Origin of the sequence: Vibrio sp. 10N.222.55.B11, assembly GCF_041473705.1 — a bacterium.
In the GTDB taxonomy this organism is placed as follows: domain Bacteria; phylum Pseudomonadota; class Gammaproteobacteria; order Enterobacterales; family Vibrionaceae; genus Vibrio; species Vibrio crassostreae_C.
In genome coordinates, this window is record NZ_JBFRST010000009.1 from 1 (window position 1) to 14911 (window position 14911).

Annotated in this window: 14 protein-coding genes and 1 pseudogene; 4 read left to right on the forward strand and 11 right to left on the reverse strand. The window is 40.9% G+C overall.

Going from position 1 to position 14911, the window contains the following annotated elements:
• Positions 1 to 85 precede the first annotated feature (85 nt).
• Positions 86 to 559 (reverse strand): GNAT family N-acetyltransferase, encoded by a 474-nt coding sequence (locus tag AB4503_RS05055; protein WP_004734802.1) that lies wholly within the window; start codon positions 557 to 559, stop codon positions 86 to 88.
• A gap of 1218 nt (positions 560 to 1777) precedes the next feature.
• On the opposite strand from AB4503_RS05055, the gene AB4503_RS05060 reads away from it, so the two are divergent.
• Entirely contained in the window at positions 1778 to 2374 is a 597-nt protein-coding gene (locus AB4503_RS05060; RefSeq protein ID WP_371724440.1) for a tyrosine-type recombinase/integrase, read from the forward strand.
• A gap of 164 nt (positions 2375 to 2538) precedes the next feature.
• On the opposite strand, the gene AB4503_RS05065 is transcribed toward AB4503_RS05060, so the two are convergent.
• From AB4503_RS05065 to AB4503_RS05085, 5 genes and pseudogenes are all read right to left on the reverse strand, one after another.
• Complete coding sequence (locus tag AB4503_RS05065) at positions 2539 to 2769, reverse strand: hypothetical protein (protein WP_004735670.1); 231 nt, start codon at positions 2767 to 2769, stop codon at positions 2539 to 2541.
• Complete coding sequence (gene gspS2, locus AB4503_RS05070; protein WP_372113827.1) at positions 2770 to 3135, reverse strand: type II secretion system pilot lipoprotein GspS-beta; 366 nt, start codon at positions 3133 to 3135, stop codon at positions 2770 to 2772. It lies immediately after the preceding gene.
• The gene (locus AB4503_RS05075; protein ID WP_372104790.1) at positions 3092 to 4228 is read right to left on the reverse strand and encodes an alanine/ornithine racemase family PLP-dependent enzyme; all 1137 of its coding nucleotides are present in this window, start codon (positions 4226 to 4228) and stop codon (positions 3092 to 3094) included. The genes gspS2 and AB4503_RS05075 overlap by 44 nt, the downstream gene beginning before the upstream one ends.
• Positions 4225 to 5430 carry a DUF1611 domain-containing protein gene (locus AB4503_RS05080; RefSeq protein WP_372113829.1) on the reverse strand — a complete coding sequence of 402 codons (1206 nt, stop codon included), beginning with the start codon at positions 5428 to 5430 and terminating at the stop codon, positions 4225 to 4227. The genes AB4503_RS05075 and AB4503_RS05080 overlap by 4 nt, the downstream gene beginning before the upstream one ends.
• 461 nt (positions 5431 to 5891) lie before the next feature.
• Positions 5892 to 6161, reverse strand: a pseudogene (locus AB4503_RS05085) (carboxypeptidase M32); the annotation flags it as partial.
• Between the two features lie 391 nt (positions 6162 to 6552).
• On the opposite strand from AB4503_RS05085, the gene AB4503_RS05090 reads away from it, so the two are divergent.
• Positions 6553 to 6831, forward strand: coding sequence for a hypothetical protein (locus tag AB4503_RS05090; RefSeq protein WP_017063787.1), 279 nt, complete (start codon positions 6553 to 6555; stop codon positions 6829 to 6831).
• A gap of 529 nt (positions 6832 to 7360) precedes the next feature.
• Here AB4503_RS05090 and AB4503_RS05095 read toward each other — a convergent pair.
• Both AB4503_RS05095 and AB4503_RS05100 read right to left on the reverse strand, forming a co-directional pair.
• Positions 7361 to 8272, reverse strand: a complete 912-nt coding sequence (locus AB4503_RS05095; RefSeq protein WP_017070940.1) for a LysR family transcriptional regulator — start codon at positions 8270 to 8272, stop codon at positions 7361 to 7363.
• A gap of 330 nt (positions 8273 to 8602) precedes the next feature.
• Positions 8603 to 10075, reverse strand: coding sequence for a carboxypeptidase M32 (locus AB4503_RS05100; RefSeq protein WP_017066275.1), 1473 nt, complete (start codon positions 10073 to 10075; stop codon positions 8603 to 8605).
• 321 nt (positions 10076 to 10396) lie between these two features.
• Between AB4503_RS05100 and AB4503_RS05105 the strand changes: the two genes are divergently transcribed.
• Positions 10397 to 11032, forward strand: coding sequence for a LysE family translocator (locus tag AB4503_RS05105; protein WP_017058961.1), 636 nt, complete (start codon positions 10397 to 10399; stop codon positions 11030 to 11032).
• A 101-nt stretch (positions 11033 to 11133) separates the two neighbouring features.
• Here the strand turns inward: AB4503_RS05105 and AB4503_RS05110 are convergent, their stop codons facing one another.
• The 3 genes from AB4503_RS05110 to AB4503_RS05120 form a co-directional block, all read right to left on the reverse strand.
• Complete coding sequence (locus AB4503_RS05110) at positions 11134 to 12609, reverse strand: aerolysin family beta-barrel pore-forming toxin (RefSeq protein ID WP_372113832.1); 1476 nt, start codon at positions 12607 to 12609, stop codon at positions 11134 to 11136.
• Positions 12610 to 13169: 560 nt separating this feature from the next.
• The gene (locus AB4503_RS05115) at positions 13170 to 13574 is read right to left on the reverse strand and encodes a hypothetical protein (protein ID WP_372113876.1); all 405 of its coding nucleotides are present in this window, start codon (positions 13572 to 13574) and stop codon (positions 13170 to 13172) included.
• Positions 13575 to 13765: 191 nt separating this feature from the next.
• Positions 13766 to 14470: a S24 family peptidase gene (locus tag AB4503_RS05120; RefSeq protein ID WP_136985805.1), complete on the reverse strand. Its 705-nt coding sequence runs from the start codon at positions 14468 to 14470 to the stop codon at positions 13766 to 13768.
• Between the two features lie 212 nt (positions 14471 to 14682).
• Between AB4503_RS05120 and AB4503_RS05125 the strand changes: the two genes are divergently transcribed.
• Positions 14683 to 14910, forward strand: coding sequence for a helix-turn-helix transcriptional regulator (locus AB4503_RS05125; RefSeq protein ID WP_048615410.1), 228 nt, complete (start codon positions 14683 to 14685; stop codon positions 14908 to 14910).
• Position 14911 lies beyond the last annotated feature (1 nt).

The window sequence follows — 14911 nt, forward strand, 5'->3', positions numbered from 1 at the left end:
GATTTGATCAACAACGCCCAGTTGAAGTATAAAATGAGGCGGCCAAATAGCCGTCCCAGACACACCATCTGACTTGTTTATCCACTCATTCCTTTAAGCCAAAAATTAATTCAATTTCATCATCAAGTCTTCTGCCCGTTGGTATAAAACCAAGCTTTTGATAAATAGAGAGCGCATTGCCTTTTTCTTTATCCATCGTTGTCAGGGAGACGCCTTTTAAACCGGTAATGGAAGCGTATTTCTTACTGAAGTTAATCGCTTGACTCCCCAATCCTTTTCCTTGGAAACGATGGTCAATCATGACGCGCCATACATATAAATGCTCCTTTTGAAAGTGTTCATCGTGTGTGTCCAGTATTCTAGGGTCAATCAGAGAGATTAGCCCCGCAGGTTTATTGTTTAAGTAAATACCATAGTTGATACTATCGTCGTTAAAACTGGCTTCTGCAAGCCACTCTGCGTTGTTAGCAATGAGTTGTTTTTGAGACTCTTCCACTGAGAGATCAATAATGTCATTGATAATGGTATTGTTTATTTTTAAAAAGCTAATTTTATTCATGCTTATTTACCTTGGGTAGGTGTTTCATTAAAAGTAACTGGCCAATGTAAGGATCTTGATAAGCTAATCTTGAGTTATCAAAATGGTAATGTCGCTTTTGCTCCTGTCTTTTAACATAGACTCTTCAAGTATCTTATAGATCTCTTTATCTGGCGCATATTAGAACGCGCCAATTTTTTTAATTAAGGTATATGTATGTCTTAATTAAAAACGATGATGGAAGTTATTGTTTCCTTTTTGCCTGCCCCCATGACAGAAATATTAGTTCCAAGCGTTGCCCACGATGATTCAAAAATAGGGTACGTATAGTATTTTTACAATAGTGCCGTCACAAAACCCAAAACAAACTCCCTGATAGAATGCTGACGAGTGTGATTAAAGATAACTTTAATGTGTTCTCAGCCAGCTACATTTTGTATATCACTTATCAGCTAAAATGGTGGCCAATATCTTATCGCCTTTGCATTCAACACTGACGTTCATTCCATTGACGAGTGCTCTCTCATTAGGCGCACTTGCTCTCATATCGAGTCCACTTGTTTAAATTTGGACAACTAGTTCGGTAAGCGTTAAAGAAAGAGTGCTGGTTACCCTGAAGTTTTAGTGTAGGCCACATCTTGATGTTATCGAAGATGGCCAATCGCAATGCAAAAATAGACACAGCCCTGGAATATTGAAGCTAATGTTATCGAAAGCTTTTCTGCACTATTTTTTTAGTTTGCGTAATTGGTGTAGCCAAACTTAACACCAATGATACGAACCGCCATATAAGTTTTAACTCATACCATTTGACGTATTATTGCGGAATCTTTTGTCTATGACAGTATGACTTTGTAAGTAAAATCATTACATAATGAAAGCGTATTTATTAAGTTGCCAGTTCAAACCTTGATGTATTGTTTTCATAAAGTTCAACGTTAATGTCGGTTTTATCTAATAGTCATAAGATGTTGCGCCTAATGAATTGATAGCAGCGTAGCTTCTTACGTCTAAAGCGGGACTGTATTGGATAAACCTGTGATAAAAATACAACGATTCACAAAAATGCTGTGCTTGGCCGACATATCACTCAGATTGACATCACTCATGGAAGTTGATTAAACGACTTTATATACTTGTAGTAATTCATTGTTTACTAAATTAGTAAAATCACTGACACGCTTTTGTCCATTTCCTTCCAACTACAATCGTGATGACCAAATTAAAAAGGAGGTCATCATGGTAGTTTTCAACAAAACGAAACGAAGTGGCGTCAAAAAGCCTTTTCGGCTTGAGGAAATTTGGCGGATCAGAACCAGATTAGAAATTGAAAATAATTTGATGCAGCTTGCGTTGCTCAACTTAGCTATTGATAGCAAACTTAGAGCAAGTGAATTGCTCGTTCTCAGAGTTTGCGATGTATCTTCGCAAGATAGGATATTTAACCGCGTTAAGCATATCCAGCGCAAAACAGATATTGAAGTTCAATTTGAGATAACGACAAGAACTCAACAGAGTCTAATGAAATGGATTTTGATGGCTTCGCTACATGACAGCAATTTTATTTTCCCAAGCCAAAGGCGAAAGCAACAACCGATTAGCTATTCGTACTATCGATACTTAGTGAGGAGATGGGCTTCTAATCTGGGGTTGGATCCTAACTTGTATGGCACTCACTCGATGAGGCGAACAAAAGCGACGTTAGTCTACGCAAAAACGAAAAATATCCGAGCGGTGCAGCTACTACTTGGTCATACCAAGGTAGATAATACAATCCGCTATCTTGGGGTTGAATTAGAAGATGCATTGTTGCTTTCAGAAGGTACTGAGTGTTAATCGAAAAGGAACCTAAATACTTAGGTGTTTCAATTGCTATTACGCTGAAAGTTGTTACCCATTCACCGCTACACTTGATTATTTTCAATACGTTAAGTGCAAATACTACTAATCTGTCCAAGGTTTAGAGGACCTTGAACAGATTAGGTATACACAAGCTTAAATTAAACGTTGGAACGCGCGTTTTTCTTCTTTGATTTATAGGCTTTCATTGAAATTTTTAAAGCAAGCTGTTTTTGTTTAATTGAAATGAGTTGTCTAGTTACGACCTTATGGTGTAACTCTGTGATAAAGTTTTTTTCCCAAGGCGTAAGGCGGTCAAACCTCAATAAAATAGTGTCATTGAGTACATTGAACAACTCGTATTGGCTTTTATCCATTCGACTGCTAAGCATTCAATTAGAGCACTTAGCTAGAGAAATGACGTTAAGGCTTTCTACTTTCTCATTTTTTCCTAAGGTAATGATTCGATAAGAGAGCCCACTCTCTAATAGTGGTCTTATTTCGATGTTGTCACAAAAACTAACGGCGACTTTTTCTACTAAGCGGTCCATATTCAAAGTTTTCTTTTTTACGAAAACAAGAGTGACACTATCGCCCTCTGACTGTGCATTTACGAGTGTGATTGAGCCTAACTCTTGTGGAAGTTGGCTTGAAATAACTGTCGCTCTATAATCGGCAAGTCCATTAGATTTTATTGGGCTTATCTGACAACCGTTAAGCATGACACTGACGAAGAGAATTACAGTTGTTCGTAGCATTATGTGCTCCTTCTTCCTTTCTTCTCCCTTTAGGTGCCTTAAAATATTTATGGATATAACGTGAAGATATAGAAGATAAGAGCGCACTGTAATCTAAACTGAATGTGACTTTTTCCCCTACAAATAGTGGTTTCTGTGAGGATTCAAGGACAAGATGATCACTGGTTGAAGACATGATCTTAATCCCATTCGGAGCCTTAAGCCCGCTGACACAAACATCTTGGCGGCCTAATGCTAGAATAGCTTGTGAGACCTCCCCTCTATCTTGAAGGTTTTCTTTTTCACCAAAAGCATTTAACCCCCGACTCCCCCAAGGCAAAGTCGGTTTAGTCTTGGATTCAATCACTTCAGCGGTCAAAGAAACCGCATCCGTATGTAAGCCTTTGATATTTTCGTGCTCTAAAGGCTCACAGCCTAAAAAAATGGCTTCTCCTATACGAAGGTGATTGACTCGAGTTAAGCCTGTTCTCTGAAGAGCCCAGTTAACTGAAGCAGAATTACCCCCTGAAATAATTTCTAGACTGACCCCAAATGTAGCTTCAATTCCATCGGCAAGCTCAGAAAGAATACTCATATTTTGATCATCTGGAGCGACACCATACCGACAGGCTAAATTCGTACCAATTCCTTTTATCGTGATGTTTGGTAAAGAAATGATCTCTCGGATAAAATCAATCACGCGATTTGGCATCACACCTTCTCTTAGATCGCCAAGCTCAACCATAATAATGATACCGTGACAGCAATTTTGTTGTTCCGCTGCATGTGAAAGCCTCTGAATCACTTCAACTTCAGAGTTTAAACTCATATCACTGTATTTTATTACGCTCGCCACTTGACTGAGCATGGGTGTACGTATCAGCATTTTAGGGGTAGCAATGCCAGATTCAGTCATCTTTTGAAGATTTTCGATCCTTGAATCGGCTAACATTGTTGCGCCAGCATCAATAAGAACTTGTGCGATGATAGGGTGGCCGAGGAAGGCTTTTGTTACAGGCGTAACGGATATATTTTTCAGTGAGAGCTGAGAAATCAGGAACTGAGCGTTATGATGAACTTTCCCACAATCGATGTCTAACCTAGGGTAGTTCACCCTTTTTCGGCCAGTTTACTTGCTATTATAGGAAAGGCTGACGTTACGATGTGCTGTAGATGTTCAACAGGCTGTGACAAGACATCAGTAACCGGTAAACCAAATTCGGTAGTGTAAGTGTCTATCGCACAACGTGTTTCATCCAACGACATATCTTCATGATTCAGTGTTAGTCCAATAACATTGGTATTAGAAAACGTTTCGATAAGATTGATTTCTGAGGCAATCGAAGGCATTGGGCAATCAGGAAAATCACTACGATATAAACGTTTAGGGGCATGTTGCAGTATCACACCCGTTGGACAACTGCCACGTAAGATAAAAGCGCTGGTTGAAAACGCAGGGTGACTCAAGGCTCCTTGCCCTTCAATAATAATCAGATCCGGATTTTCTTTTTCATAGGCCTGTACAATGACAGATTCCAACTCACCGGCACAAAATTGTGAAGGAACAGCATCGAGTGCAACGCAGTATTGTGCGCCCTGCATAATGCCTGTTTGACCAGTGGCAATCAGAACGACGTTAAGGCCTTTTTTAGTCAGTTCATTCGCCAATATTGTTGCTGTTGTTCGTTTTCCTAGCGCGCAATCCGTCCCCATTACAGCAATTCTCGGACATTTAACGTTGTGTATTTTTCCGCTAAACGTTTTCAGATCGCCTTTACTTTTGGGTTTGCGAGTATCGAATATTCGAACGTTATTCTTTAAACGGGCTTCTAAAAATAGAGGATCATCGGTTAGGAATTCATGTAAGCCATTTACGATGTTCATTCCTAGTGACATGGCATTTAAAATGATGCTTTTATCTAAGTCAGATAAAAAGCCACTTGATGGCGCAATGCCAAAAATGAAGTAATCAGGAATGCTTTCTGCGTGAATGATAGCTTCTTCAGCATTAGCAAGGATAGGTATTCCATTGGCTTTGTTATCAAGAACTTCACCAGCATCTAAGCCAGCAGACTCACTATCAATAACCGATAGAATACGATAGCTTAACGAATGTCTCACTAACCCATTAGCGGTTTTACCATCAATTTTACCAAAATTACCTTCGCAATATATAATCGCAGAAGGGATGACAGGTTTTACTTTCTGAGCAAGTGGTAACCAAGGTGCGAAATGGGGTACATCGTTGTTGATTTCTACATTTTCAATTCTAGTGAGTTTGAAGATGTTTCTTAACTTTTGGGTTGAAATGGACATAATTAAAGCCTGCGGTGAGGCTTAGGAGGGCAACTAAGGAGTGCCGAGATGCGAGTTCGGAAAAGAAAAGAAGTCCCCACTAAGCGGTAGGGATAACAACCAAGGTAACACACTCACCAGACTTTTGTTGATTATTATTAATACGCTTTCTAAGTCTATCACTTTCAGGCTTCACCCATACTAACGTGATTGATTAGAGATCTAAGACTCATTGTTCAACGTCGCCGTATCAACCTCTCAGCTTTAAGGTTTCAAGATACTTTTTCTAATATTAGTTAAGTGAATTAGAGTTTTGAGTTTAACGCGTTTTTGTCCAATTTCGTGCTAGTAGGTACCAGAATCTTCCGTGATTGTTAAGTTCGATGAAGGGATAAAACCTTCAAATCAATCTAAGTATGTTTTGAAAATGTGATTAAAAAGGCTGAATCAATAAACTGATCAGCCTCTATCGATTTATTCCATTAAAGGTAACGACTTCTCAAATGATCTTTGAAGTATTGCGCATTCAAGGTTTCACCTGTTGCACCTTTCACCAAATCATCAGTAGTAAGCAGGCTGCCTTTGCTCCAAATGTTCGATTCTAACCAATTGAAGATAGGGGATAGGTCACCGCTTTCAATCACTGAGTTCACATCCACTGTTTTCTTCATTGAAGCCATGAACTGAGCCGCGTACATCGCACCTAATGTGTAAGGTGGGAAGTAACCGAATGCGCCGTCCGTCCAGTGGAGAATGTGACCTGCATTTTAAGGTAGTTGCGGCTGTCCAAATTCTTGCTAACGGGGCGACTTAACTCACAAAGTACGAAAAGTGGGGGCAGAGTACAGTTCTTGACTCAAACGAATTCGCTAGTTTTTGCTCTGTAAATCGCACTGAAAGAGTCACACACATACAAGGTAGTATGAGCATAGCCTTGAACAAGCCCAAAATCCTCGCTGAGAGCGTTTGAGGAGGTCTGAGGGTTGTTTTTGGTAGCTAATTTACCCATTTACCATAATAAGAATGATGAACTCCGACTTTAATTGCATGAAACGAGAGCTATCTATTTAGTTTCACTGCTGCGACAATCTTAATTTCTTACTAAACTGGAATTAGTATTGAACTAATAAAAAAGGAATAGTTATGCGAATTGTTTTTTTTGTTTTTGCTCTTTTTTTTTCTTCCCTTTCATTTGGAGGTTTTAAACCAATTCACGATAAAGCCTTAGAAGAAAAAGCACTCGATGCATTAGAAGTTCACTTAGTAGCTGAAGGTTTGATAAGAGATGATGCTGAGCTAGCTCTCGCGTATGAGGAGGGAGGGAAGAGTATTTTTTTCTTTCGAGTAAGAGAGCATGAAGGTGGGGATGAGTTATATAGGGTTTTTTGCTCAAAGGCTAGGTGCCGTTTTAGTTATAACTGACAATTGAAGTTGTAGTGGTCTAATGATCCCTGACAATCACGTAAGCGACTTTTTTTATCCTTTTAATTCATGCTTTGCTTAATTGGCAATCTTGCTAAAACGGAAATGTCCAGAGGCTTCATAAGCCTGAAGTTTTACTCGTGGCGCTTTTCTTGCAAAGTGCCTGCTAGCTCAGATCTGCCCCAAAATCACTTAGATTGAATACTCTACATCGTTTAGGATGCGAACATTTTCCCTACTAAAAGTCATCCATCCTTATGAACTTTAGTTGTGAACAATTGCTATGTATCACATCAACCATTTAGTCACTTTATCTTCACGGGCTGGGGGTAAAATCAAAACAAACTGTATGATATCTTTTATATTATTTAAAGGTACAGGGAAAGTGACATGACTGAAGAGATAGTCAGCTTGATACCTCACACTCCTATATAAAGGGTGTAATCCATCAAAACTCGAACTTAAAGTTAACTGAAACGAAAACAAGGCTCTAATTGAACCTTGTTAAAAAATTGGATGAGTCTATGAGTTAACGACGGAGACCGTCTTCAAATCGCTTGCGATAATTGTTTATCACGGTGATTAACGACTTTTTAATATCAACAATTTGTTTGGAATGTGGACACCAAAGCGCGAAGCCAAACTTGAAGCCCTCTAGCATCTCATCGGCTTCAACTGGCTCAATGGCATGATTGGCAAACTCAGTATTAGCGAAGGTTTTAGGCAGTAACGCCCAACCAAACCCCGCTTCGACCATCTTTATCACTAGGGCAAGTTGATCGATTGCTTCATTGTCTGAGCTGTAAATAATCTTCTCTGACATACCTTCTTCAATAAAAGATCGTAAGACAAATTGTTTGCTGTTTTTCAGAGCCACCAAGACTGCACTTTTCTCCAACCTAGATAGATCTCCACCTTTTTGAACAAAAGGGAGAAATTCGAAATGCCCAAGGAAAGTAGCATCAAAGCTATACATCGCCTGACGGTCATGCACATTGACGATACCAAAATGGTATTCGCCACTATCTATGCCTCTTTTGATGTCCTGTTTATTCCTAACAAAAAAGTTCACGCGCATTAGCGGAAAATCGCGAAGAAATTGCTGGCGGATTTCAACCAAAGCGCGATGAGGAATCACACTAGAATAAGCGATGTTGACGCTTTCTAATCCACCATAAGAGAGGCTTAGCGCCAATTTATCGAAAGTACGCGCTTGCTCGATGGTTAATTTAGCATTGTGATAAAGAAGGTGACCATCTTCAGTTGGCTCTACCGAACGCCCCACTCGTTCAAACAAACTGACCGCTAGTTGGTCTTCAAGGTTGGTAATCACCTGCCCTATCGTAGTTCGGTGCTTATTGAGTTTGACCGCGGCTTTGCTAAACGAGAGTTGTTCATAAACGGTCACGAACGCGAGAAGTTGTTCAAAACTAAAATTCATAGGTTTCACTTCCTTTCTAGAGTGATTTACTTAAAATATGATAACTGATCTGCACCAGTGAAACTGGACACTCGACTAAGCGAGTTGCCCTACTTCTGTTAATTCATGACTTACTAAATTAGATAAAACGCAACTCGGAAATGTCCAGAACCTTCACAGATGGCACTTCGTAACTCAGAAGTGCCCCTTTTCTAGTTAGAACCAAAGCTACCCTTCAGCCATAATTGTGACTTTTGACTTACAATACTTGTACTATGCTTTTTTCAGCTTGGTTCTACTTACACAGCAAGCTCTGCAAATAGAAACCTTCAATGTAGTTGGGCGTTTTATCTACAGATAACGACTTCTCAAATGGTCTTTGAAGTATTGCGCATTCAAGGTTTCGCCCGTTGCACCTTTCACCAAGTCATCAGTGGTCAGCAGGCTGCCTTTGCTCCAAATGTTTGATTCTAACCAAGTGAAGATAGGGGATAGGTCACCGCTTTCAATCACAGAGTTTATATCTACCGTTTTCTTCATTGAAGCCATGAACTGCGCCGCATACATCGCACCTAATGTGTACGATGGGAAGTAACCAAATGCGCCGTCTGTCCAGTGGATGTCTTGCATACAGCCGTTAGTGAAGTTGCCTTGAGTGCTTAAACCAAGGTAAGACTGCATCTTGGTATTCCATAACTCTGGCACGTCAGTGTGTTTGATCTTGCCGTTGATCAAGTCACGCTCAATCTCGTAACGCAGGATAACGTGTGCAGGGTAGGTGAGTTCATCAGCATCGACACGGATGAAGTCTTTCTTCACGCGCGTGTAGATCTTCTGGAAGTTTTCTTTCTCAAATTCTGAGCCTGAGAATTGCTGACCAGCCAAGTTCGCTAAGTGTCCAATGAACGGGTCGCTGCGGCCGACTTGCATCTCGAAGAATAAAGATTGAGATTCATGAATGCCCATAGAACGAGCTTCCCCCGCTGGTTGTCCTGCTAGGTGTTTTGGTAAGCCTTGTTCGTAACGTGCGTGGCCTGTTTCATGCACAATACCCATTAAGCTTTGAACGAATTCCGCTTCGTCATAGCGTGTTGTGATACGCACGTCTGAAGGCACGCCGCCACAGAATGGGTGAACACTTTCATCCAATCGGCCGTGTTCAAAATCGAACTGAAGCAGCTTCATGACTTCTAAACCCAGTGCTTTCTGTTTCTCGGTCGAATAGATACCTGATGGTGCGTTAAATTGCTCGCTCGATTGTTTTTCGATCACTTCATCAATTAAACCTGGAAGCCAAGTTTTAACGTCTGCAAATAGGGTATCAAGTGAAGTAGAGCTGGTGCCCGGTTCATAAATATCCAGCATCGCATCATAAGGCGTTAGATTGGCTGCGTCTGCGCGAATCTGCGCTTCTTCACGAGAAAGCTCAACCACTTCACGCCAGTTCTTTTCGAATCCAACCCAGTCGTTGTTACCGCGTTGGCTACGCCACGCATGTTCACATTTTGAACCCGATAGAGATTTCGCTTCAACCAGTTTTTCTGGAAGTAGGTTTGCTTGTTGCCACTGGCGTTTTATTTCACGAAGTGACGATTGTTGCTCAGTGTTCAGCGCTTCATTTTCAGCGTCTGCAATCCAATCGCCAAGCTGTGGTTGAGTCATTAAGCCGTGAATATGAACAGAAAGCTCGGCCATCGCTTCACTACGAGCTTGGTTACCACCTGCTGGCATCATTGAAGCTTGGTCCCAACCACAAATAGAAGCTAGGTGTTGAAAGCGTGAACATTTTTGAGAGTGTTCGACTAGTTTTTTGAATGCGCTCATTTGACTACTCTTAATTTGGTTTCTTTAAATGATCCTTAGGGCTGCGTCAGCGTTAAGGTTCATCTCGTGTACTTTGATTATGGCTTTGCTTTTTAATGACGCCGACCTTCGCAGTCGAAGATATAGCGAGAAAAGCATGAGGCGGTACGATGCCTTGAATTTACTATTTCTTAACAAATCAAACTGTTCTATTGTGCACAAAATCAAACTGTTCTATTGTGCACAAAATCAGTGAGTTGTATAGCTGGTGGCAATTGTTGCTTGCGAATTGTTCAGATACACGGTATTGATGATAGATCGCTGAACAAAAATGACAATGATATGGATATTTTGAACTTCGAGGCATTTCTAATTGCCATCACTATTTTAACGCTAACGCCGGGCTTAGATACGGCTTTGGTGATTCGCAATACTAGCCGCTCTGGCTTAGCTGACGGTTGTATGACGAGCTTTGGTATTTGTAGCGGCTTGTATGTACACGCGTTTTTCTCTGCTGTGGGTATATCTGCAATCCTCGCCCAATCCGCTGAACTCTTTCAAGCCGTTAAGATGGTAGGTGCGGTTTACCTCATCTGGCTTGGCTTAAGCAGTTTGCGAGCGTTGATGAAAAACGGTGGCGGTTTGAAGGTCGGAGAACAAGCTCAGCAGGCTTACAGTGCAAAGCGTTCTTTGCGTGAAGGCTTTCTGTCTAACGTTCTTAACCCAAAAACAGCAGTTTTCTATCTGGCCTTTTTACCTCAATTTGTAAACCCTGAAGGTTCGCCTTTATTGCAATCTATGTTGATGGCTTCGGTACACTTTATGATTGCGATGGTATGGCAATGTGGTTTGGCTGGCGCTCTTAACTCGGCTAAAAATTTGCTCAAAAACGCGAGTTTTATGAAGTGGATGGAAGGCGTGACGGGCATGGTGCTGGTTGGGCTGGGTGTTAAGCTTCTGATGGAAGAGCCTGTGTAGTTCACCGTTTTCAGTTGAACATGAATATATGAAAGCCCACGGCGTGGGCTTTGTGCTTTATTACTGGTAGATCTTTGTACCGATCTTATTCAACAGCGCAGTTATTCAACGACGCTAATGTTCATCTCAGCACCTTCGAAACCTAAGTCACTCAACTCATCGGCGTTAAAGTTGGTGGTAACTTCGATGTCGCCAATGCGCTCAGTAGATTCGTTGACGGAATCAGTACTTCTTTTGCTGCGTAGATTGTTAGTAATTGGTGTTGCTTGTCCAATTTCGATAGTACCTGCAAATTGAGATTCAGCGTAGAAATCTCCAGACACGTAAGAGTGGAAGGGGCGTAAGCTTCCGCCAGTCGCGTATTGCATGCTTGATAAGCCAGCTTCTTTAATCGCCCAGCCCCAATCCCACCATTTAGTTTCACCTGGGATGTAACGGTGATCCCATTGGTAGCGAATGTCGGCAGATTCACTGCTGCCACGGCCCATAGTGAAGGTATGAGCCTTGTATGGACGGTTATCTGGATGGGTATGCCATGCGTTGCCACCCCAACGAAGGAAGCCGTTGAATTCAACATCGTAGCTAATATCTGCGTTGAATCGGTATGGGTAAGAGATGCTTGAACGATACAGCTCAACTCGAATCGGTAGCTCCGAATTCGCAGGAACCATAGGACGAGCTTGAAGTGTTACTTGCTCGCTAGTGGAGTTGCCATTTGTTTCAGCGAAGCTTTGGTTAGCCTCGAACTTAACGGTGAGCTTAGTTTCGCCAACCAAAGGCCACTTGAAGGTGTTCTCTGTTTGAACGCTCTGTGAGAATCCGTAGCTGTTCGTTTTCGACCAGTTTGTTGATTCGTCTACTTTTAGGTCTACCACCACTTGTTGCGCGATGTTGCTGTTGTTTCTTGCCGTCGCGTAAACCGTTTTCACTAGTTCACGATCCGACTCGACAACATCACCATGCCAAAAGTTGTCGTCTTTAACGGTGTAGGCAAAATTGTCGACGGTGATTTTGGTTTTTTCATCACAGCGATAGCCGCTACAAGAGCCATTGTTATTTCCTTGTATTACCCAACTGTTGCCAGAGCGCTTTATCGTCATGTCTTCGCCCACGTACTGACTGTTATTACCGCCAACCCAAGCGTAACCTAGGTTGTGGGCTAAGTAGCTTAATGGGCGTACAAAGTCGTTACGGTTGTTCACTAATTCATACTGAACATCGATTTCGCTGCCTTCCTGAACCGATTTGGCGGAATAGTTAGGGATTTCAGATTGGTCGTTGTTTGGGTAACAGAACGTTGACCCACTGCTTGATTGCTTAATTTCGCCATGATAACCCGGCCCCATGATTACCCAGTTTCCTTTTAACCCGGTGATCTGCCAAGTGCCCATGCGAGCGACCAAAGTACTCTTCTGCTCTTCTGCTTCATAACGGTCTATAGGACGATAACCAGAGCGACAGACATCTTCACCAAGTTGGTCAAACACTATTTGGTCTGGGTAAATCTTCGCATTTACACCGGTTGATAGAACAGACAACACTGCGGTTGCTAAGAGACTTCTGTTTACTGTGATCATTAACAATTCCCTCATTCGTAATTTTTCTATTTTGATAATGTTTTGTGTGCCGTGCAGTTAACAAGACAAGTTCACTTTTTCATGTTGATAAATAGATAGATACTGAAAAGGGTTGAATTAAATTACCCAGTTAATTCAATGTCTTGTATTGTCATTAGTGTTTTTACGGTGAAAGAGTATGCAACTGAACGTAAATTGTTTGATGGGGCTCAAACCGTTTTTAGAAAAATGAAGGCCCATTATTCGGGCTTAGACGTCAAAATTATTTGACGTTATTTTTGGCGTTTGTATGAATGGTTAATTAGAAGAACAGGTATAACCATTCACAATACTCGTAGTTTTAAGGTGGGCAGGTAGTGAGTGACAAAGAGTAAAAATCTAACTTTAATATTTTGCTTTGCTATCGGTTTTAAAATGCAAACACTTAAAGTAAGGAAGACTGTAATAATTGTGTTACTGATAAAATAATGAAAATAACCATCCGTTTTTTATGTGTAATATCGGAAAAGCTTGCTACTTGATAATAGGGCACTTGTTGCTAGTGGTTAAACTATCTCTAATTATCGTTTGGCCAGAAGTTGCGTTCGGCCTGTATTACACGTTTTAATGATGGCAAATAAATCATTCGAACTTAAGATATCAATCTTTACCGTTAATGGGTCATTGTTGATTAACAGGTAAGGCGCCAATCGGCTGTCATTCATTGTTTTATTTATTTTTTGCACAGAGACTAAGTCAATGGTGCCAGAAATAGAAAAGAAAAGTGATTGAGAAGGACGGGCTGTTCCTCTGAATCGCAGAACAAGTGGGTCGGGCATGTTGTTGTCTTGAACGGACATCAGGTGCAGCACCTTGTTGTTACTTATTTTCGTTAATCCGTCGGTACGTAATACATTGTCATTCACTATCAGGTCCACCACGCTATGTTGGTAGCGATGCTCTTCTTTTGGTTGGGGCGAAGGGATACTCCATGATAGAGAGAATTAAAAGTTAATACAAAAGAGAAAGTGAGTTATACGCTGGTAACGCATTGAAAATAAGAAATAAAAGATGAGTTTTAGCTCTAAAGTGAATTATTGAAGATTTTAGGACTTTAATGAAGAGCTCATGGTTAAGAGTTAAAACAGATGATATTGTGCGTAAAATGATCTTTTAGTTATGCTTTCTTTGCTCTCTGTAACACTCTTACCATGCGACCAAGTAATTGGAACCGGCCTTCAAACTCTTCTCCAATAAAAAATGGCTTATATGCAGTATTGTCACTTGTTACATGGTAGCCACCGCTAGCAAAATCATACTGAACACGCTTTACCAACACTTCATCATCGATTCTAAACACACACACGCCATCACGGGCCTGTTTAGGATCTTTTACCACTTCCACCAGCATTAGATCTTCATCCATCAATGTTGGCTCCATAGAGTCCCCACGTACAGGAACAATAGTTAATTCCTTCCCGTTCAGTCCTTGGCGGATAAGCCATTCCTTTGAAAACTCAAATCTGGCTACAGGGTTTTCTGAAACAACTAGACAGCCAGCCCCAGCACTAGCTTGAAAGTTATATTGAACTACCTCAACAACGTTGTCTTTTCTAACGGGAACTTCTACAAATTGTGCTGATGAGTCTTTACCAGTAGCAAGCCAATCAATGGTCACGTCTTCTGCGTTAGCTATTTTTAATAGCATAGATAGTTTCGGATCGCTTCTTCGATGTAATAGCGTCACTAAAGTGCTATGCGGCACATCCCAATCCTGTGCGCATTCTCGACCAACCCTACCATTCATCAGGCTTTCAATACGGTTATGTACACTTTCTAATGTACTTTCATCTAAAGAAAGTAATTTTTCATTATTACGCATAGTCTTTCTTTTAACTCAACTTATTGATTTATATGGAATAATAACTAGGAAAACCAAAATGCGAACAAAATACGAAAAGAAAGTTCAACTTTGCGCTTGATTTGTTCAATAATGTGATCAAAACTTAACTAACTTGATTAAGTTTGCAAACTAATTAGCGATAGTTAGTTTAGCGACTAATTAGCATATCAGTTTTTAGTTAGGGGATCATTATGTCTATTGAAAGAAAAGACATGCACAGAATCGATATAGTTGCAGCATTACATAAGAAAGGACTAACGCTAAAAGGCTTGTCTATAAAGGCAGGTCTTGCTGCTACAACGTTGTCTAACACCTTATCTCGTCCATGGCCTAAAGGTGAACGAATTATTGCTGACGCCTTAAACAAACACCCTAAAGAGATTTGGCCTAGTCGATACAGACAAAACAAGGCGGTGTGAG